Annotated in this window: 16 protein-coding genes; 5 read left to right on the forward strand and 11 right to left on the reverse strand. The window is 68.8% G+C overall.

Features of this window, described 5'->3' with window-relative positions:
* Positions 1–17 precede the first annotated feature (17 nt).
* The 6 genes from ABEG17_RS13185 to ABEG17_RS13210 form a co-directional block, all read right to left on the reverse strand.
* On the reverse strand, positions 18–1,709 hold the full coding sequence (locus tag ABEG17_RS13185) for a hypothetical protein (RefSeq protein WP_406829938.1): 1,692 nt from the start codon (positions 1,707–1,709) through the stop codon (positions 18–20).
* A 408-nt stretch (positions 1,710–2,117) separates the two neighbouring features.
* Positions 2,118–2,516, reverse strand: a complete 399-nt coding sequence (gene sodN / locus ABEG17_RS13190) for a superoxide dismutase, Ni (RefSeq protein ID WP_406829939.1) — start codon at positions 2,514–2,516, stop codon at positions 2,118–2,120.
* Positions 2,517–2,559: 43 nt separating this feature from the next.
* Entirely contained in the window at positions 2,560–2,943 is a 384-nt protein-coding gene (locus tag ABEG17_RS13195; protein ID WP_406829940.1) for a S24/S26 family peptidase, read from the reverse strand.
* Positions 2,943–3,737, reverse strand: coding sequence for an amino acid ABC transporter ATP-binding protein (locus ABEG17_RS13200; RefSeq protein WP_406829941.1), 795 nt, complete (start codon positions 3,735–3,737; stop codon positions 2,943–2,945). The genes ABEG17_RS13195 and ABEG17_RS13200 overlap by 1 nt, the downstream gene beginning before the upstream one ends.
* Positions 3,737–4,690 (reverse strand): amino acid ABC transporter permease, encoded by a 954-nt coding sequence (locus ABEG17_RS13205; protein WP_406829942.1) that lies wholly within the window; start codon positions 4,688–4,690, stop codon positions 3,737–3,739. The genes ABEG17_RS13200 and ABEG17_RS13205 overlap by 1 nt, the downstream gene beginning before the upstream one ends.
* Positions 4,690–5,613 (reverse strand): ABC transporter substrate-binding protein, encoded by a 924-nt coding sequence (locus ABEG17_RS13210; RefSeq protein WP_406829943.1) that lies wholly within the window; start codon positions 5,611–5,613, stop codon positions 4,690–4,692. The genes ABEG17_RS13205 and ABEG17_RS13210 overlap by 1 nt, the downstream gene beginning before the upstream one ends.
* Positions 5,614–5,885: 272 nt before the next feature.
* On the opposite strand from ABEG17_RS13210, the gene ABEG17_RS13215 reads away from it, so the two are divergent.
* Positions 5,886–7,061, forward strand: a complete 1,176-nt coding sequence (locus ABEG17_RS13215; protein WP_406829944.1) for an NADP-dependent malic enzyme — start codon at positions 5,886–5,888, stop codon at positions 7,059–7,061.
* A gap of 38 nt (positions 7,062–7,099) precedes the next feature.
* Here the strand turns inward: ABEG17_RS13215 and ABEG17_RS13220 are convergent, their stop codons facing one another.
* Both ABEG17_RS13220 and rfbA read right to left on the reverse strand, forming a co-directional pair.
* Complete coding sequence (locus ABEG17_RS13220) at positions 7,100–7,708, reverse strand: dTDP-4-dehydrorhamnose 3,5-epimerase family protein (RefSeq protein ID WP_406829945.1); 609 nt, start codon at positions 7,706–7,708, stop codon at positions 7,100–7,102.
* Positions 7,708–8,586 (reverse strand): glucose-1-phosphate thymidylyltransferase RfbA, encoded by an 879-nt coding sequence (rfbA, locus tag ABEG17_RS13225; RefSeq protein ID WP_406829946.1) that lies wholly within the window; start codon positions 8,584–8,586, stop codon positions 7,708–7,710. Before rfbA ends, ABEG17_RS13220 begins: the two co-directional genes overlap by 1 nt.
* 52 nt (positions 8,587–8,638) lie before the next feature.
* On the opposite strand from rfbA, the gene rfbB reads away from it, so the two are divergent.
* The 3 genes from rfbB to ABEG17_RS13240 are packed head-to-tail and all read left to right on the forward strand — an operon-like array spanning position 8,639 to position 11,517.
* Positions 8,639–9,634, forward strand: a complete 996-nt coding sequence (rfbB, locus tag ABEG17_RS13230) for a dTDP-glucose 4,6-dehydratase (RefSeq protein WP_406829947.1) — start codon at positions 8,639–8,641, stop codon at positions 9,632–9,634.
* Positions 9,634–10,497 (forward strand): dTDP-4-dehydrorhamnose reductase, encoded by an 864-nt coding sequence (gene rfbD / locus ABEG17_RS13235; RefSeq protein ID WP_406829948.1) that lies wholly within the window; start codon positions 9,634–9,636, stop codon positions 10,495–10,497. The genes rfbB and rfbD overlap by 1 nt, the downstream gene beginning before the upstream one ends.
* 48 nt (positions 10,498–10,545) lie before the next feature.
* On the forward strand, positions 10,546–11,517 hold the full coding sequence (locus ABEG17_RS13240; protein WP_406829949.1) for a zinc-binding dehydrogenase: 972 nt from the start codon (positions 10,546–10,548) through the stop codon (positions 11,515–11,517).
* Positions 11,518–11,595: 78 nt separating this feature from the next.
* Here ABEG17_RS13240 and ABEG17_RS13245 read toward each other — a convergent pair whose 3' ends face one another.
* Positions 11,596–12,246: a GDSL-type esterase/lipase family protein gene (locus tag ABEG17_RS13245; protein ID WP_406829950.1), complete on the reverse strand. Its 651-nt coding sequence runs from the start codon at positions 12,244–12,246 to the stop codon at positions 11,596–11,598.
* 45 nt (positions 12,247–12,291) lie between these two features.
* Positions 12,292–12,471, reverse strand: a complete 180-nt coding sequence (locus ABEG17_RS13250) for a DUF6104 family protein (RefSeq protein ID WP_406829951.1) — start codon at positions 12,469–12,471, stop codon at positions 12,292–12,294.
* A 365-nt stretch (positions 12,472–12,836) separates the two neighbouring features.
* On the opposite strand from ABEG17_RS13250, the gene ABEG17_RS13255 reads away from it, so the two are divergent.
* A complete protein-coding gene (locus tag ABEG17_RS13255; protein ID WP_406829952.1) occupies positions 12,837–14,180 on the forward strand; it encodes a DUF222 domain-containing protein in 1,344 nt (447 codons plus the stop codon).
* Between the two features lie 136 nt (positions 14,181–14,316).
* On the opposite strand, the gene ABEG17_RS13260 is transcribed toward ABEG17_RS13255, so the two are convergent.
* Positions 14,317–18,186 carry a multifunctional oxoglutarate decarboxylase/oxoglutarate dehydrogenase thiamine pyrophosphate-binding subunit/dihydrolipoyllysine-residue succinyltransferase subunit gene (locus ABEG17_RS13260; RefSeq protein ID WP_406833200.1) on the reverse strand — a complete coding sequence of 1,290 codons (3,870 nt, stop codon included), beginning with the start codon at positions 18,184–18,186 and terminating at the stop codon, positions 14,317–14,319.
* Positions 18,187–18,368 lie beyond the last annotated feature (182 nt).

Raw genomic sequence — 18,368 nt, forward strand, 5'->3', positions numbered from 1 at the left:
CGGTCATGACGTCAGGGTCAGTGCTCCCCTCTGCCGGCGGGACAGGGGTTGTGTAGGTCGCCGCTGTTGAAGTTGTTGTAGCGCGTGATCGTCGTGCCCCCGGTCGAGGGGTACACCGTCTTGAGCAGCGGGCCGTACTCGGCGGTCGAGGTGCCTCCGAAGGTCCTCTTCGTGCCGGGGATGAACCGTCCACCTTCCTGCCAGGTGCACGTGCCGTGTTTGTTCGCCGTCGTGAAGATCGGGTAGAACTGCGCGCCGCGCGGCGGGTTCACGCAGTTGGCTCCCGTGGTCCGGTCGCAGAAGGGCGGGTTGTCCTGGGAGTCCGCAGCCTCGATCCGGGGCAGGTCGGTCTCGAAGGCCACCTTGGAGTAGTTCGTCGTGCGGTTGGCCAGCGGGCTGGTGAACAGCACCGGGGAGGGGTGCAGCGCACGGTCACGACCCACGTCGCGGAAGGTGCCTGGCCAGTCGTTGCGGTAGGACTGCCCGTCGAAATCCGCGTCGGAGCTGAAGCACCCGTTGATCTTGACCACCAGGGAGTCTTCGGCGGGGACACAGGCGTTGTTGCCGTCATCCTCGTCCAGACCGCTGGAGTCCTGGCTGCCCGGCGACGCGCAGTTGAAGTTGGCATCGATCGCCAGGCAGTTCTCGAAGTGGCCGATCTCGTCGGACATGGCCACGTTGTAGGTGTGCGCCGACCAGGTGTTGCCCCGCGGGTTGGCCGTGGAGTACTCCGGGTGGAACGCGTAGGGCTGCGCCTGGCAGGTGCTCGACGTGGGCGTGTACAGGACGTGCCCGAACCCGTTCTCCACCGAGGCCGTCATCGACCCGTCCTGGCCGGTGGTCAGGTCGGAGAGCTGGATCCGCAGCCCCGCGTCGGTGTCGTGCATGTGGATCCGGATCTGGTCCCCGGGGTTCATGAACAGGTCCTTGGCCTGGTCGGGGGTCACGGCGCTGAGGTCCGGGTTGTCGAACGTCCCCGTGAACAGCGGGTTGGCCGGAGCCTGGGAGTGACCGTTGCGCGTGATGTAGGCCCAGTTGATCGGCTCGACGCCACCGAGAAGGTAGTTGTCACAGGCCGCGGTGTTGGGGATACCGGTGTTCTGGTCGGAGTTGAAGCTGTCGATGGTCATCGCGGCGCAGTACTGGTGGGCGGTGCACCCGAAACCTTCGAACTGGGGCACGTAGCCGGGGCCGTAGAACTGCAGCTCCATGTAGGCGTTGCCCGGGTGCTTGCCGATGTAGTCCGGGGCGGCGGGGTTGGTTCCGACCAGGTTGTTGGTGTCGGAGTCCGGGGTGCAGGTCCTGGTGTACTCCGGGGCGGACTCGGTGTCGCAGAGCGTCAGGCCGAACCAGAAGGTCGGCCGCAGCTGGAAGTTCCAGGTGGCTCCGCTGGCCCCCGACGCGGTGGGCTGCGACTTCGGGTCCTTGGGCAGGACCAGCGTGTAGGTGATGTCGTTGCCGGACCCGCGCACGCCGGACTTGAAGAGCACCGAGGGCTCGTCGTGACCGACGTACTCGCCGGCCGGGTTGTCGAAGGTGTCGGCACACAGCGCGTTGTGGCTCTGGCAGAGGGGCTCGTGGTAGGTCGATGAGGCACTGGCTGCAGGCCGTGCCGTCGTCTGGCCGCTCGCCGCTGCGAGGGGGAGCATGGCGGTCGAGAGGGCCAGCAGGCAGGCCGTCCCGAGCGCGAGGAAGGTTGGTCGTTTCACTGGTTCGTCCTTTGGCGCGGGCGACAGCCTGGCTCGAACCGAACGGTGCCCGTCCCTGCAACGCGAACCCCGTCCGCCCCCCCGTGCGGGCCCAAGCGTCGTGGATGTGGATTCCGTGTGCAGACACCAGCGGGTGCGGCCGACCGGGTCCTCGTCGCTCACTCCAGCAGGTGCCGATGCGGGCTGTTCGCGTCCCGTGGGGAGGCGCGTTCCGCAACCGAGCAAGAGCCGGGGTGGGCCGCCGACAACCGGCCAGTTTACGCCCGGCTCCGCGCGACGCCTCCGTCATCTGGATCATCGATGACGTATGTCGAGGCGGCCCTTCCAGCGCGCGGGCGGCGCTGCGCGGCGGCATACGTCAGCGCCCGCCCCGATGGCTCGGGACGGGCGCTGACGATGGGACCAGGCTCAGGCGGCCTTGGTCTCCTTGAAGATCGCGGCGATCTCGTCGATCTTGGCGAGCAGCTCGTCGGCCTTGCCGGCGTCGAACTCGCCCTTGGTGCCGGAGGCACCGGCCAGCTTGGTCGCCTCGTTGAAGAGGGTGTGCAGCTGGGGGTACTTCTCGAAGTGCGGGGGCTTGAAGTAGTCGGTCCACAGCACCCACAGGTGGTGCTTGACCAGCTCGGAGCGCTGCTCCTTGATGACGACCGCACGGGTGCGGAAGTCGGGGTCGTCGTTGTCGGCGACCTTGGCGATGATCGCCTTGATCGACTCGGCCTCGATACGTGCCTGGGCGGGGTCGTAGACGCCGCAGGGGAGGTCGCAGTGGGCGCTGACCTCGGTGGTGCGGAAGATGCGGGAGAGCATGCGGATCCCTTCTGCGAGACGGATGATCACGTGCTCGTTCAACCTACCCCGCGTTCCCGGTCGTCGCACGGCGCCCCCTGCGACCCTTCGGCACACGGATCCGGTGGGGGATCCGGAACAGGACCAGGGCCCGGATCTGCTCGCGTGCCAGCGACCCGATCCCGTGGGTCCAGGAGTCGGCCACGCCGAACAGGCCCTGGTTGTCGGACTCGACCCAGTACCGCGCGGGGTCGGCAGGGTCGCGCATCGTCACCCGCTTGACGGCCAGGGGACGGGGGGCACCGTCGTCGTCCGGGGGCAGGCGCACGATCGCCAGTCGGCCGAGCCTGGGCGGGGCGCCCTTGAGGACGACCATGCGGTCGCCGGTGTGCAGGGTCGGCTCCATGGAGCGGCCCTTGACGACGACCAGGCCGAGGGCCAACGGCATCAGTGCTCTTCCTCCTGGCGCATCCGGCGCAGGAAGGACCTGGTGCGGTCGTGCTGGGGGTTGGAGATGACCTCGCTCGGGGGGCCTTGCTCGACGACGACCCCGCCGTCCATGAAGACGACGCGGTCGGCCACTTCACGGGCGAAGCCCATCTCGTGGGTGACGACGATCATCGTCATGCCGCCCTTTGCCAGGTCGCGCATCACCTTGAGCACGTCACCGACCAGCTCGGGGTCGAGCGCCGAGGTGGGCTCGTCGAAGAGCATCAGCTTGGGCTGCATGGCGAGGGCGCGCGCGATGGCGACGCGCTGCTGCTGGCCACCGGAGAGCTGCGCGGGGTAGGCGTCGGGCTTGTCCTTGAGGCCCACCTGCTCCAGCAGCGCCAGCCCCCGTTGACGGGCGTCGGACCTCTTCTCGCCGTTGACCTGGATCGGCGCTTCCATGATGTTGTCGAGCGCGGTCATGTGCGGGAACAGGTTGAACCGCTGGAACACCATGCCGATGTCACGGCGCTGCGCGGCGACCGCTTTGTCGGTGAGGTGGTGCAGCGTGCCCCCGCGGTCGTCGAAGCCCATGAGCTTGCCGTCGACCCAGATGCGTCCGCCGTCGATGGTCTCGAGCTGGTTGATGCAGCGCAGGAAGGTCGTCTTGCCCGAGCCAGAAGGGCCGAGGAGGACGACGACCTCGCCCTTCGCGACATCCATGTCGATGCCCTTGAGGACCTCGGTCCCGTGGAACGCCTTGGTGACGTTGACGGCATGGACGAGGGGCTGCGTATGGGTGGGTTGGCTCATCAGTGCTCCGCTGCGATCTGGGCCATCTTGCGTCGTGCCGCCTTGGAGGGTTCGCCGAAGCCGCGACTGTAGTAGCGCTCGAGGTAGTACTGGCCGACCATGAGGATCGAGCAGACGATGAGGTACCACAGCGTCGCCGCCATGAACCCCGGGACGATCTGGAAGCTGCGCTGACCGAAGCCGTAGGCCTGGAAGTACAGCTCGGTGATGATCGACGCGGCGATGAACAGCGAGGTGTCCTTCACCATGGCGATCGTCTCGTTGCCGGTGGGGGGCACGATGACCCGCATGGCCTGGGGGAGCACGATGCGACGCATCGTGTTGCCGGGCGGCATACCCAGTGCTTGGGCCGCCTCGATCTGGCCCTTGTCGACCGAAAGGATCCCGGCACGGGCGATCTCGGCCATGTAGGCGCCTTCGGACAGACCCAGGCCGAGGATGCCGATCCAGATCGACGAGGAGATGTCGTTCCAGCTGAAGCTGAAGAACGTGAGGTCGCTGGACAGGCCCAGGGCGTGGGACAGCTGCTGGCCGAAGGGGATGCCGACGTGGATCGGGTTGTAGAGCACCGCGATGGCCCCGCCGAGGATGGCCAGCAGGACATAGCGCGGCATGGCCCGGAAGAACCACGTGTAGGCGAAGGCCACCCCGCGCAGGACGGGGTTGTCCGACAACCGCATCACCGCAAGGGTGATGCCGATGGCGATGCCGAGGATCATCGCCCCGACGGTGCCGAAGATGGTGCCCTTCCAGAGGCCGTCGATCACGGGACGCTGCTGCATGATCTGGAACGCGAAGGACCAGTTCCAGTTCTGGTTGGTGACGACCGAGCTCACCATCATGGCGACGAGGACGAGGATCACGGCGACCGCGATCCAGCGGCCCGGGTGACGGACCGGCCGGGCGTGGATCTTGCCCGGCCGGTCCGTCACCTCGACTGCGCTGTCAGACATCAGGGCTGCGGGTTGACGGCGAAGTCGCTGATGGCGCCACCATCGGTCTTCCACTTGGTGAGGATCGCCTTGTAGCTGCCGTCAGCCTCCATCGACTTGAGGGCGCCGACGATGGCCTGACCGAAGTCGGTCTCCGCCTTCGGGAGGACGAACCCGTAGGGGGCCGAGTCGTACTGCTTGCCGAGCAGCTCGAGCTTGCCGGAGGTCGTCTCGACCGCGCTGATGGCCGGCGGCAGGTCCACCAGCATGGCGTCGGCCTTGCCGGTGAGGACGGCGGAGGTCACCTTGGCCTGGTCCGCGTCGACGATGGGCTTGATCGCGGGCTTGCCTGCATCGGTGCACGCCTTGTTGCGCTTCGGCAGGTCCACGTCGGCCTGGACGGTGGCCTTCTGCACGGCGATGTTGAGGCCGCAGGCGTTCTCGGGATCGACCTTCTTGGGGTTGCCCTTCTGGGTGACCCACTGGGTGCCGGCCGTGAAGTAGCTGACCATCGTGGCCTGCTTCTCGCGGTCCGCGTTGATGGTGAAGGACGAGACGCCCACGTCGTACTTGCCGCTGGTGACACCGAGGATGATCTGGTCGAAGCCGGTCGGGACCCACTGCGTCTTGACGCCGAGCTTGGCCGCGACCGCGTCGAACAGGTCGACGTCCATGCCGATGACCGTCTTGCCGTCGGTGTCGAGGTACTCGTTGGGCTGGTAGGTCGCGTCCGTGCCGATCACGATCTTGCCGGCGCTCTTGATCTTGGCCGGCAGCTTGGCCGCCAGGGCAGGGTCGACCGCGACGCTGGTCGACGAGCTGCTGGAGGAGCTGCTGCTGCTCGTGTTCTTGGAGAGCGAGTCGGAGCCGCAGGCCGTCAGGGCCAGGCTGGCCGTTGCCAGCCCTGCGACGAGGACCGCCGTGGGTCGGATGCGGTGGGTCATGGTGGAGAAGTTCCTTCCTCAGGTGCTGCGCGGGGACGGCAACATCCATGCCCGCGGGGGCTGGTCCGCATCCTGCCATTCTCGAACGCGATCCGTGTCACAGTCCCGCTACGAGCCTGTTCCTCGAATGCCACCTGTGCAAGCATCAATCAGCGGGTAATCCCCGTCATCATGCGTTTGATTGGCCACACCCCGGCCCGACTGATCGTCCGGCTGCGTCGGCTGTGCCCCACGCATCACCTTTCCTCCTTCTTTCCTGAGGTGTCTTCTCCATGTCTGCAGCTGCAGCGTCTCCGGCATACCCATTCTTCGACCCCACCGATCCGGTGTTCCGGGCGCACGAGGGCGGCAAGCTGGGGGTGCATGCCACGCAGCCCCTGCGTGACCGCGCCGACCTGGCCCTGCTCTACACGCCGGGGGTCGCCGACGTCTCGCGCGCCATCGCCCGCGACCCGTCGCTCGCTGCGCGGTACACCGCCCGCAGCAACACGGTCGCTGTCGTGACCGACGGCACCGCGGTGCTCGGCCTGGGAGACATCGGTCCGCTGGCCGCGATGCCGGTGATGGAGGGCAAGGCGGTGCTGTTCAAGCACTTCGGGGGAGTGGACGCAGTGCCGGTCTGCATGGAGACCGGCACCGTCGACGAGCTCGTCGACGCCATCGCGCGGATCGCCCCGACGTACGGCGGGATCAACCTCGAGGACATCTCGGCGCCGCGGTGCTTCGAGATCGAGCGCCGCCTGCAGGAGCGCCTCGGCATCCCCGTCTTCCACGACGACCAGCACGGCACGGCCATCGTGGTGCTTGCCGGCCTGCTCAACGCCGCTCGGGTGGTCGGGCGGACGCTGGCTTCCCTGCGGGTCGTGGTCTCGGGTGCCGGAGCTGCGGGGGTGGCGGTCGCCAAGCTGCTGGGGCGCGCTGGGATCGCCGACATCGTCGTGTGCGACTCCCGCGGGATCATCTCCCCGGCGCGGCCCGACCTCGCGGACCACAAGCGCCGCCTTGCTGCCACGACCAACCCCCGAGGGATCTCCGGGACGCTGGGGGATGCGCTGGTGGGTGCGGACGTCTACATCGGGGTGTCCGGGGGGACCGTGCCCGAGCACGAGATCGCTCGTATGGCGCCCAGCTGCATCATCTTCGCGCTCGCCAACCCCGACCCGGAGGTCCACCCGGACGTGGCGGCTCGGTATGCAGCGGTGGTTGCCACCGGGCGTTCGGACTTCCCGAACCAGATCAACAACGTGCTGGCGTTCCCCGGGATCTTCCGCGGCGCGTTGGACTCAGGGGCGCCGCAGGTGACCGAGGCGATGAAGCTGGCCGCCGCAAGGGCGATCGCCGACCTGGTGCCTGAGCCGACGGCAGACGAGATCGTGCCCAGCGTCTTTGCGGACGGCGTGGCCGACGCTGTCGCGAAGGCCCTGATCCTCGCCACGCCGTCGCGCTGAGCGCGCCACCTCGTTCGGGCCAGGGGAGGACCAGTCGGTCAACGCGTCTCGAGGAGGGACGCGTAGAACTCGCGGCAGGCGGCATACGTGGGGAGCAGACTCTGCTGCTCCGCCTCGGCAAGGGTCGGCGCGTCGGCGTCCTTGGCGGACAGCAGTGGCTCCCGCATGCCCTCGGGCAGCTCCAGACCGATCGCGGGGTCGAGGGGGTGGATGCCGTGCTCGCGACCGGGGTTGTAGGGGGACGTGACGAGATACATCGCCGTGGTGTGGTCCTCGAGCGCAGCGAAGGCGTGGCCCATGCCCTCGGGGAGGTAGACCGCCCGTCGGTCCACCGTGTCGAGCAGGATCGCCTCCCACTGGCCGAATGTCGGCGAACCCACCCGGATGTCGACGACGAAGTCGAGCAGGGAGCCGGTGAGGGCGGTGATGTACTTCGCCTGCGACGGCGGGACATCGGCGAAGTGGATGCCGCGGACCGTGCCGCGCGACGAGACCGAGACGTTGGTCTGCACGATCTCGGGGCGGTGGCCGAGGTGCTCGGCGAGCAGGTCGCCGCGGAACGACTCGAGGAACACGCCACGGTCGTCCTTCATCTGTCGCGGCGTGATCTCATAGGCATCGGCGATCGACAGTGGGCGGACCTCCATCAGAACGTCCCACGCTTCTCGGCGAGGAGACCGGCGAGGTGCACGCCGTACCCGCTCTTGGTCAGCGCCCTGGCCAGGGCGTCGAACGTGTCGTCGTCGATCCAGCCGTTGCGCCAGGCGATCTCCTCGACGCACCCGATCTTCTGGCCCTGCCGCTGCTCGACGACGTGGACGAACTGTGCGGAGTCCATCAGTCCCTCGAACGTCCCGGTGTCGAACCAGGCGGTGCCGCGGGGGAGGACGGTGACGCTGAGGTCGCCGCGCTGGAGGTAGGCGTCGTTGACGCCAGTGATCTCGAGCTCCCCGCGGGGGCTCGGCTCCAGCTCGCTGGCGATCTGCACCACGTCGTTGTCGTAGAAGTAGAGGCCCGGGACCGCATAGTTCGACTTGGGCCGCTCGGGCTTCTCCTCGATGGACAGCACGGTTCCGTCGTCGGCGAACTCGACGACGCCATACGCCGAGGGCTCGTTCACGTGGTAGGCGAAGATGTGGCCGCCGCTCAGGGTGGTGTGGGTCTGCAAGGCAGTCCCGAGGCCGGTGCCGTAGAAGATGTTGTCGCCGAGGACCAGCGCCACCGAGTCGTCACCGATGAAGTCGGCCCCGATGACGAACGCCTGGGCGAGCCCGTCGGGGCTGGGCTGCACGGCATACGTGAGTTCGATGCCCCACTGCGAACCGTCGCCGAGCAGGCGCACGAACTGCGAGTGGTCGTCCGGCGTCGTGATGACGAGCACCTCGCGGATGCCGGCCATCATCAGTGTGGACAGCGGGTAGTAGATCATCGGCTTGTCGTAGATCGGCATGAGCTGCTTGCTGATCCCGAGCGTGATCGGGTGCAGGCGCGTGCCGGAGCCGCCGGCCAAGATGATCCCCTTCATGGGGCAGACACTACTGATCGGAGCGGAACATCTGCTCCGATACCCTCCCCGCATGAGGGTTCTCGTCACCGGCGCTGCAGGTTTCATCGGGTCCAACTTCGTCATCCGGGCCCGTCAGGTGCGGCCCGATTGGAAGCTGACGGTCCTGGACTCCATGACGTATGCCGCGAACCTCGCCTCCCTCGACCCGGTGATCGGCGACATCGACGTCATCAAGGGTTCGGTCACCGATGCCGACCTGGTCGACGACCTCGTCGCAGCCCACGACCTCGTCGTGCACTTCGCCGCCGACTCGCACAACGACAACAGCCTCGACGACCCGTGGCCGTTCATCGACACCAACATCATCGGGACCTACCAGCTGATCCAGGCGGTGCGCCGCCACGACAAGCGGCTGCACCACGTGTCGACCGACGAGGTCTACGGCGACCTCGAGCTGGACGACCCGGCGAAGTTCACCGAGACGACCCCGCTGAACCCCTCGAGCCCGTACTCCGCGTCCAAGGCGAGCGCGGACCTGTTGGTGCGCGCGTGGATCCGCTCGTTCGGGCTCAAGGCGACGCTGTCCAACTGCTCCAACAACTACGGCCCACGCCAGCACCCGGAGAAGCTCATTCCGAGGCAGATCACCGGGATCATCGACGGTGTGCGGCCCAAGCTTTACGGCGACGGCCTCAACGTCCGCGACTGGATCCACGTCGACGACCACAACGACGCCGTCATCACCATCGTCGAGCAGGGACGCCTGGGGGAGACCTACCTCATCGGCGCCGACGGGGAGATGGACAACCGCAACATCATCGGGCTGGTCCTCGAGCTCATGGGCAAGCCGGCCGACTGGTTCGACCACGTCCCGGACCGGCCCGGTCACGACCTGCGCTACGCCATCGACGCGACCAAGCTGCGCACCGAGACCGACTGGGTTCCGGCGCATCCCGACGTCCGCTCCGGACTCGCCGACACCATCGCGTGGTACGAGAACAACCAGGACTGGTGGCGGACCGCGAAGGTCGTCGCCGAGGCCCGCTACGAACGGATCGGTCGCTGATGACCCGCTGGCTCATCACGGGCTCGGGCGGCATGCTCGGCCTCGACCTCCAAGTCGTCCTCGCGCTCGCCGGGGTGCCCTCGTCCGACGTGACGGCGCTGGAACGCAAGGACCTCGACGTCACCTCCCTTGACGCGGTCCGTGACGCGGTCCGCGGCCACGACGTCGTCGTGAACTGCGCGGCATACACCGCCGTCGACGAGGCCGAGACCCACGAGGCGGAGGCGTTCGCCGTCAACGCGATCGGGGCGGCCAACGTCGCCGCCGCGTGCCGCGAGACCGGCGCCCGACTCGTACACATCTCGACCGACTACGTGTTCGCCGGCGACGTGGACGAGCCGTATGCCGAGGACGCGCCGCTCGCGCCGCTTTCCGCCTACGGTCGCAGCAAGGCCGCCGGGGAGTGGGCGGTCGAGGCGCACTGCGCGCGGGCCTGGATCGTGCGGACCGCATGGCTGTACGGCGGCGGGGGGCCGAACTTCGTCAAGACCATGGCCCGGCTCGCAGGGACGCACGACACGCTCTCGGTCGTCGACGACCAGCGGGGTCAGCCGACGTGGACCATGGACGTCGCCCGCGCGATCCTGCGCCTCGTGGACGAAGGTGCTCCGTTCGGTGTCTGGCACGCGACGAGCCAGGGGGAGACGACGAAGTACGGCTTCACCCGCGAGATCTTCACCCTCCTCGGACTCGACCCGGAGCGGGTGAAGCCCACCACGAGCGACGCCTTCCCGCTGCCCGCACCGCGACCGGCCTACAGCGTGCTCGGCCATGACGCCTGGCGGATGGCGCGCATCGCTCGGCTGCCCGACTGGCGCGAGAGCCTGGCGCTGGCGCTGCCCGACGTGGTCGAGCAGGGCTGACCCGACGTGGTCGAGCAGGGCTGACCCGGCGCGGCTAGGGTCGGGGACATGCTCGCCGTCTACGCTGCCCGCCAGTCCGCCGACGACCCGCTCTCCGGTCTGGAGGTCGGCGAACGTCCCGAACCGAAGGCCCGCGAGGGCTGGACGACGGTCACGCTCAAGACCGCCGGCCTCAACCACCACGACGTCTGGTCGTTGCGTGGCGTGGGTCTGGCCGCCGACCGGCTGCCGATGATCCTTGGCTGCGACGGCGCGGGCGTCGACCCTGATGGCAACGAGGTCATCATCCACGCGGTCGTGCCCAGCGACGGCTGGCGTGGCGACGAGACCCTCGACCCGCGTCGCACCTTGCTGTCCGAGCTGCACGACGGCACGCTGGCCCAGCAGGTGGCGGTGCCCACTGGCAACCTCGTCCCCAAGCCCGCAGGCCTGTCGTGGGAGCACGCCGCCTGCCTGTCCACGGCCTGGCTCACGGCATACCGCATGCTCTTCACCCAGGCCGGGCTCACTCCCGGCGCCACGGTCCTCGTCCAGGGAGCGGGCGGCGGCGTCGCCACCGCGCTCGTGCAGCTGGGCGAGGCGGCTGGATACCGCATGTGGGTGACCACGCGCGACGAGGCCAAGGGTGCGCGGGCGCTCGAGATCGGCGCCGACCGCGCGTTCGCGAGCGGTGAGCGGCTGCCCGAGCGGGTCGACGCGGTCATGGAAACCGTTGGGGCAGCTACCTGGTCGCACTCGGTCAACTCGCTCAACCCCGGCGGCGCCATCGTCATCAGCGGGGCGACCTCTGGCGACGCCCCGGCCAAGGCGGAGCTCACCAAGATCTTCTTCAAGCAGCTGCGCGTCCTGGGCTCCACGATGGGCACGCGGTCCGAGCTCGAGCGGCTCGCGGCGTTCGTCACCCAGCAGGGCATCGAGCCGGTGGTCGACTCGGTGATGCCGTTGGAGCAGGCACGCGACGGGTTCGCGACGATGGCCGGCGGCGACGTGTTCGGCAAGGTCGTCTTCACCGTCAGCTGACGCCACCCCTACGACGAAGGCTCCCGGCGCGCTGCGCGGGGAGCCTTCGTCGGTGCCGGTGATCCGACGGGTCAGGGGTCAGCTGGGGGAGACCTGCAGCCAGTCGTACCAGCCGTTGTGGAGGACGAGCCACGCGATCAGGCCGTATCCCGCCTGGCCGGGGTGGTGCGGCACCCGGCTGGCGGCGAGGTCGGTGCGCCACTGCTCGTGACCGAGCAGCGGGCGGTAGCAGTCGACGAAGGGGACTCCGCGGCGCGAGCAGACATCGGCCTGAGCCTCGACGAGGACGTCGAGCTTGGTGTTGAGCTCCTCGTCGTCCGACGGGGGTGGGCTCGCGACGAACGTGCCGATCCCGGCGCTGGCCGCGTCGTCGAGGATGTTGGCGAGGTTGAGGCGGTGCCTGGCCAGGGTCACGCCGGACATCGCGTCGTCCGTGCCGACCGAGACCACGAGGCGCTTCTCCGAGCGGCCCTCCCAGCGGGGCGCGCACTCGGTCTTCCAGCGGTGCAGCAGGTCGGCGGAGGTGTCACCACGCACGCCGAGGTTGTATGCCGTGAGCTCGAGGTCGGGGTGGTGCGTGCGTCCCACGACCCGCGAGACCCAGCCCTGGCCCTTGGGGTCGCCGACCCCGGCAACCAGGGAGGCGCCGAGGAAGACCAACCCGACGTCGCGGGGGCCGTCGGAGGCAACCTGGAACTCGGCGCTCGGGTTGAAGGTGGGCTCGCTCACGCGTCAGTCCTCATCGTCGTCATCGGTGACCAGCGGCCACCGAGGTCACTCGTCGTCATCGTCGTCGAGCCGGGCCAGCCAGGTGGCCAGCCTCTCGACGGGGATCTCGAACTCGGGGTTGAGGTCGACGAACGTCCGCAGCTGCTCGGCCAGCCACTCGAACGAGATCTCTTGCTCGCCTCGCCGCGAGGCGAGCTCCTCGATTCCGCGATCCGTGAAGTACACGTCGCAAGGCTATCGGGGCGCGGGGCGGGTGCCGACGTGGGCGCGCTGAGGGGCGTTGCCAGCCGCCTTTGCCGACCGCAGGCGGAGGGCGCAGAGGCTTATCGCGTGAGGTTCTCGAAGATGAGGACGACGTCTGCCGCCGCGCACACGATGAGTGTCAGGTTGACGATGAACGGGCGTCGGCGCGCCTGCGGGGGACGTCGTGGCGTGCGCGCGTTTGGGCCGATTGTCCGAAGCATCCTTTGATGCTCGAGCCGATGGTGGAGCGGGACCACCCCCACCTGTTCTAGTCCGCATGGAGGGGTTTGTGCACAATGAACTTTTCGCCCTTGTCGTTCGAACAGGTGTTCGAATAAGATGCAGGCATGTCGATCGCACCGCTCCACTCCTCGCCGCCGCTCACTGCGGCATCGGGGTTGCGTGAGGTGCACGCGGTGCTGGACCGCTGCGGCGGGGTCGACGACGTTTCCACGTATGCAGCGGCGAGCCTGATCGGTGAGCTCGAGCGGGCGGTGGCTCGGCTGCAGAGCATGAAGCTGACCTTGGTCGCGAGGGTGGACAAGGCCGATGTCGCTGCAGATGCAGGCATGACCGGCACCGCGGCGTGGCTGGCTGCCCGGTCCCGCACCGACGGCGCATCTGCCGCCAAGGAGCTGCGACTGGCGACGGCCCTCGATGAGGGTCTGGCCGTGACCCGTGCCGCCCTGGGGCAGGGGCAGCTGTCGACCGAGCACGCCCACGTCATCGCCCGTGCGACCGAGCAGCTTCCGCCCGGCCTCGATGTCGAGGAACGTCTGGCCATCGAGCAGCGGCTGGTCGCGGTCGCCCAGCGGGTCGACCCCATCGCGTTGCGCAAGGCCGCACGTCGGGCGCTGGAGTCGGCCAAGCGGGACCAGACCGAGGTGGACGCACACGAGGACTCCGTGCTGCGCAGTGAGGAAACCCGGGCCCTGGCCGCGACCAAGCTGACCCTCCACGACAACCTGGACGGCACCATCACCGGACACTTCACCGTGCCCACGCTGGCGGGACAGATCCTGAAGAAGGTGATCCAGCAGATCGCCTCGCCGCGCAGGTTCGCCCAGCGCGCTGCCAAGGACGCCAAGGCGCAGGCAGCGCAGGGTGGTGCCCGGGACGCTCTCACGGCATCGGAGCTGGCGGAGGCGACCTGGGCCAGGTTCCGGACAGAGGACCTGGAGTGGTCCCAGAAGTACGGGCGCGCGTTCGTCGAGCTGCTCGAGCACCTGCCCACCGACCACCTGACCCGCAAGGTCAACGCCACCATCCTGGTCACCCTGGACCACGAGCGGCTCAAGGCCGGGCTCGGTGCCGCCCACCTCGACACCGGGCACGACGTGTCCGCGTCGCAGGCCAGGCGGCTGGCATGTGGTGCCGGGTTCGTCCCGGCCGTGCTGGGCGGCCAGTCCCAGGTGCTCGACCTCGGCCGGAGCCAACGCTTCTTCACCGAGGCCCAACGGGTCGCGCTCGCGGTGGTCTACGACACCTGTGCGGCCGATGACTGCGACCGGCCCTACGCCTGGACCGAGCACCACCATGAGGACCCGTGGAGCACGGGAGGTGCGACCGACCTCGACCAGGCGGTCCCGCTGTGCGGCTACCACCACCAGCGAATTCATGATCCCGGCTACCAGCACCGGATCGCACGCGACGACAGACGCAAACGGGTCACCTTCGTCAAGCGGAGCTGAGCCGCAGAGCTCGACTCGGCGACTCCACGTCGACGCTTCACGCCCGGCGTCCAGACACAGGATGCCGCGCGGCCCGTGGGCCACGCGGCATACCGTGCGTGCGGTCCCCGCCCCGGTGGTCGGGGCGGGGGTGGGGTCAGCGGCGCAGGGCCGTGGTGATGAGCTCGTTCTGCTGCTCGGCGTGGCGCTTGCTCGAGCCGGTCGCGGGCGACGCAGAGGCCTTGCGCGACACGACCTGCAGGGCACGCTGCTCGCCCAGGTCGGCCAGCGCCTGCGGCAGGTTGAGTGCCATGAACGGCCACGCGCCCTGGTTGCGGGGCTCGTCCTGGACCCAGATGACCTCGGCGTTCGGGTACTTCGCGAGTTCGGCCGCGATCTCCTTGGCGGGCAGCGGTGCCAGCTGCTCGACCCGGACGATCGCCGTCGCACCGTCGTCGGCCTTGTCGCGGGCGGCCTCGAGGTCGTAGACGACCTTGCCGCTCGCGAGCAGCACCCGGGTCACCGCCGCAGCGTCGAGCTCCTTGCGGTCGGGGAGGACCGGGCGGAACGTGCCGGTGGTGAACTCCTCCGGCATGCTGCTGGCGGCCTTGAGGCGCAGCATCGACTTCGGGGTGAAGACGATCAGCGGGCGACGCGGTCGGGCGTAGGCCTGACGGCGCAGCAGGTGGAAGTAGCTCGCCGGCGTCGAGGGGTAGGCGACCGTCATGTTGTCCTCGGCGCACATCTGCAGGAAGCGCTCGATGCGGGCGGAGGAGTGGTCCGGCCCCTGGCCCTCGTAGCCGTGGGGGAGCAGCAGCACGACGGACGAGCGCTGGCCCCACTTCTGCTCCGAGGAGGAGATGAACTCGTCGATGATCGTCTGCGCACCGTTGAAGAAGTCGCCGAACTGCGCCTCCCACAGCACGAGGGCGTCGGGGCGCTCGACGGAGTAGCCGTACTCGAAGCCCATGGCGGCGAACTCGGACAGCAGCGAGTCGTAGACCCAGAAGCGGGCCTGACCGTCACCGAGGTAGAGCAGCGGGGTCCACTCCTCAGCGGTGTGCTTGTCGATGAGCACCGCGTGGCGCTGGACGAACGTGCCGCGGCGGCTGTCCTGGCCGGCGAGGCGGACCGGGGTGCCCTCCATGAGCAGCGAACCGAAGGCCACGAGCTCGCCGGTGGCCCAGTCGATCCCGCCCTCGCGGGTCGACGTGGCGCGCTTCTCCATGGCCTGGGCCAGCTTGGGGTGCACGGTGAAGCCGGGCGGCGGGTTCACGAACGCGTCACCGATGTGCTGGAGCAGGTCGGCGGAGATCGCCGTCTCCTGCGCCGAGCGGGTGGTCTGATCCTTGGCCTGGGCCGACGGCGGCTCGAGGCCCGAGTGGCCCTCGGCATCGGTGCCGGCCAGGGTCTGGTCGCTCGGGGAGCCCTGTGCGGCAGCCTCCTTGAGAGCGGCCTTGGTCTCGACGAAGACGCGCTCGAGCTGCTGCTGGTAGTCGCGCAGCGCGGCCTCGGCCTCCTCCTGACCGATGTCGCCGCGGCCGATGAGGGCCTCGGTGTAGAGCTTGCGGACCGAGCGCTTGGCCTCGATGAGGTTGTACATCAGCGGCTGGGTCATCGACGGGTCGTCGCCCTCGTTGTGGCCACGGCGGCGGTAGCACACCATGTCGATGACGACGTCCTTGTTGAACTCCTGCCGGAACTCGTAGGCGAGCTCGGCGACCCGCACGCAGGCCTCGGGGTCGTCACCGTTCACGTGGAAGATCGGCGCCTGGATCATCCGGGCGACGTCGGTGGAGTAGGTCGACGAGCGCGACGCGCTGGGCGAGGTGGTGAAGCCGACCTGGTTGTTGATGACGACGTGGATGGTGCCGCCGGTGCGGTAGCCGCGCAGCTGGGACAGGTTGAGCGTCTCGGCGACCACGCCCTGACCGGCGAAGGCCGCGTCACCGTGCATGAGCAGCGGCAGGACGGTGAAGTCCTCGCCCGCGAGGTCGAGGCGGTCCTGCTTGGCGCGGGTGATGCCCTCGAGGACCGGGTTGACCGCCTCGAGGTGGGAGGGGTTGGCGGCGAGGTAGACCTTGGTCTTGCTCCCGTCCTCGGCGACGAACTCGCCCTCGGTGCCCAGGTGGTACTTCACGTCGCCGGAGCCCTGCACGGACTTGGGGTCCTGCTTGCCCTCGAACTCGCGGAAGATCTGGCCGTAGGACTTGCCCGCGATGTTGGCGAGCACGTTGAGGCGGCCGCGGTGCGGCATACCGATGCACACCTCGTCCATGGAGTCGGCGGCGGCGCGGCACAGGATCCGGTCGAGCAGCGCGATGACGGACTCGCCACCCTCGAGGCTGAACCGCTTCTGGCCGACGAACTTGGTCTGCAGGAACGTCTCGAACGCCTCGGCAGAGTTGAGGCGACGCAGGATGCGCAGCTGCTCGTCGGGACCGGGCTTGGCGTAGCCAACCTCGATCTTGGACTGCAGCCAGCGTCGCTGCTCGGGGTCCTGGATGTGCATGTACTCGGTGCCGATGGTGCGGCAGTAGGAGTCACGCAGGATGCCGAGAATCTTGCGCAGGCGCAGCATCGGCGCCCCGCCGAAGCCACCGGTGGCGAAGTCGCGCTCGAGGTCCCACAGGGTGAGCCCGTGCGACGTCACATCGAGGTCGGGGTGGCGGCGCTGGCGGTACTCCAGCGGGTCGGTGTCGGCCATGAGGTGGCCGCGCACGCGGTAGGCGTGGATCAGCTCCTGGACGCGAGCCGTCTTGTTGACGTCGTCGTCGTGGTGGGCCGAGATGTCCTGGACCCAGCGGACCGGCTCGTACGGCAGACGCAGGCTCTCGAAGATCTCGTCGTAGAAGCCGTTCTCGCCGAGCAGCAGCTGGTGCACGATCCGCAGGAAGTCACCGGACTGCGCGCCCTGGATGATGCGGTGGTCGTAGGTGCTGGTCAGCGTGAGGATCTTGGAGACGGCGTTGCGGTTGAGCGTCTCCTGGCTGGCGCCCTGCCACTCGGCGGGGTACTCGAGCGCGCCGACACCGATGATCGCGCCCTGCCCGGCCATCAGGCGCGGCACGGAGTGCACGGTGCCGATGGTGCCGGGGTTGGTCAGGGTGAGCGTGGTGCCCTGGAAGTCCTCGACCGTGAGCTTGTTGCCGCGGGCCTTGCGGACGACGTCCTCGTAGGCGGTCCAGAAGTGGGCGAAGTCCATCGACTCGGCCGACTTGATGGAGGGGACGAGCAGCTGCCGCGTGCCATCGGGCTTGGCCATGTCGATGGCCAGGCCGAGGTTGACGTGGCCGGGCACGACGATCGCCGGCTTGCCCTTCTCGTCGGTGGTGTAGCCGTTGTTCATCTCCGGCATGTGGCCCAGGGCCTTGACCAGGGCATAGCCGATGAGGTGGGTGAACGAGACCTTGCCGCCGCGCGAGCGGGCGAGGTGGTTGTTGATGACGACGCGGTTGTCGATGAGGAGCTTGGCCGGGACTGCGCGGACGCTCGTGGCGGTCGGGACGGTCAGCGACGACTCCATGTTGGTCACCGTGCGGGCGCTCGCGCCGCGCATGGGGCGGATCTCGTCCTGGTTGACCGGGCCGGTCGACTTGGGGGCCTGGGGCTCGCGGGGCTTGGGGTGCTCCTTGGCCGCGGCCGCCTCCTTGTCCTCGGGCTTGTCGGCGACGGCAGTGTCCGTACGGGCGTCGGAGCGGTCGGTACTCGTCGCCTGCGCCTTGCCGGAGTCGGTCGACGAGGACGCCTTCGCCTCGGGAGCCTTCGTGTCGGGGGCCTTCGTGTCGGCAGCCTTGGCGGCCGTCGCAGCCTTCGCCGCGGGCTTCGCGGGGGCGCTCGCGGCCGACGCGGGTGCTGCGGGGGCGGAGCTGCCGTTCACGGGCGCCGACCCGTTGCCGTCACCACCCTCCGCCGGCGTGTAGTCCTCGAAGAACGACCACCACGCCTTGTCGACGGAGTTCTTGTCGTTCTTGTACTGCTCATACAGCTCGTCCACGAGCCACTCGTTCGGCCCGAAGGCCGCCATGGGGTCGCTGGTCGGGGACTGGTCGGGCACGGCGGATACGCCTCTTTCGTAGCGTCGGCAATGACGGGCAACAGATGCACCCAGACTATCCCCGTTGGTGTGCTCAGGGGCACGCGGGTGAGACGGATTCGGACACGCCGCCCGCCATCGGTCCCACGCCCTCCCACCTGCGGGTATGCCGC

It is taken from the genome of Pedococcus sp. KACC 23699 (assembly GCF_045348425.1).
Classification (GTDB): Bacteria; Actinomycetota; Actinomycetes; order Actinomycetales; family Dermatophilaceae; genus Pedococcus.

Coding starts and splice junctions, on each gene's coding strand:
- sodN (WP_406829939.1), bottom strand. CDS start 2,516: ATGCTCTCCCGCATCTTCCGCACCACCGAGGTCAGCGCCCACTGCGAC.
- ABEG17_RS13195 (WP_406829940.1), bottom strand. CDS start 2,943: ATGCCGTTGGCCCTCGGCCTGGTCGTCGTCAAGGGCCGCTCCATGGAG.
- ABEG17_RS13200 (WP_406829941.1), bottom strand. CDS start 3,737: ATGAGCCAACCCACCCATACGCAGCCCCTCGTCCATGCCGTCAACGTC.
- ABEG17_RS13205 (WP_406829942.1), bottom strand. CDS start 4,690: ATGTCTGACAGCGCAGTCGAGGTGACGGACCGGCCGGGCAAGATCCAC.
- ABEG17_RS13210 (WP_406829943.1), bottom strand. CDS start 5,613: ATGACCCACCGCATCCGACCCACGGCGGTCCTCGTCGCAGGGCTGGCA.
- ABEG17_RS13215 (WP_406829944.1), top strand. CDS start 5,886: ATGTCTGCAGCTGCAGCGTCTCCGGCATACCCATTCTTCGACCCCACC.
- ABEG17_RS13220 (WP_406829945.1), bottom strand. CDS start 7,708: ATGGAGGTCCGCCCACTGTCGATCGCCGATGCCTATGAGATCACGCCG.
- rfbA (WP_406829946.1), bottom strand. CDS start 8,586: ATGAAGGGGATCATCTTGGCCGGCGGCTCCGGCACGCGCCTGCACCCG.
- rfbB (WP_406829947.1), top strand. CDS start 8,639: ATGAGGGTTCTCGTCACCGGCGCTGCAGGTTTCATCGGGTCCAACTTC.
- rfbD (WP_406829948.1), top strand. CDS start 9,634: ATGACCCGCTGGCTCATCACGGGCTCGGGCGGCATGCTCGGCCTCGAC.
- ABEG17_RS13240 (WP_406829949.1), top strand. CDS start 10,546: ATGCTCGCCGTCTACGCTGCCCGCCAGTCCGCCGACGACCCGCTCTCC.
- ABEG17_RS13255 (WP_406829952.1), top strand. CDS start 12,837: ATGTCGATCGCACCGCTCCACTCCTCGCCGCCGCTCACTGCGGCATCG.
- ABEG17_RS13260 (WP_406833200.1), bottom strand. CDS start 18,186: ATGGCGGCCTTCGGGCCGAACGAGTGGCTCGTGGACGAGCTGTATGAG.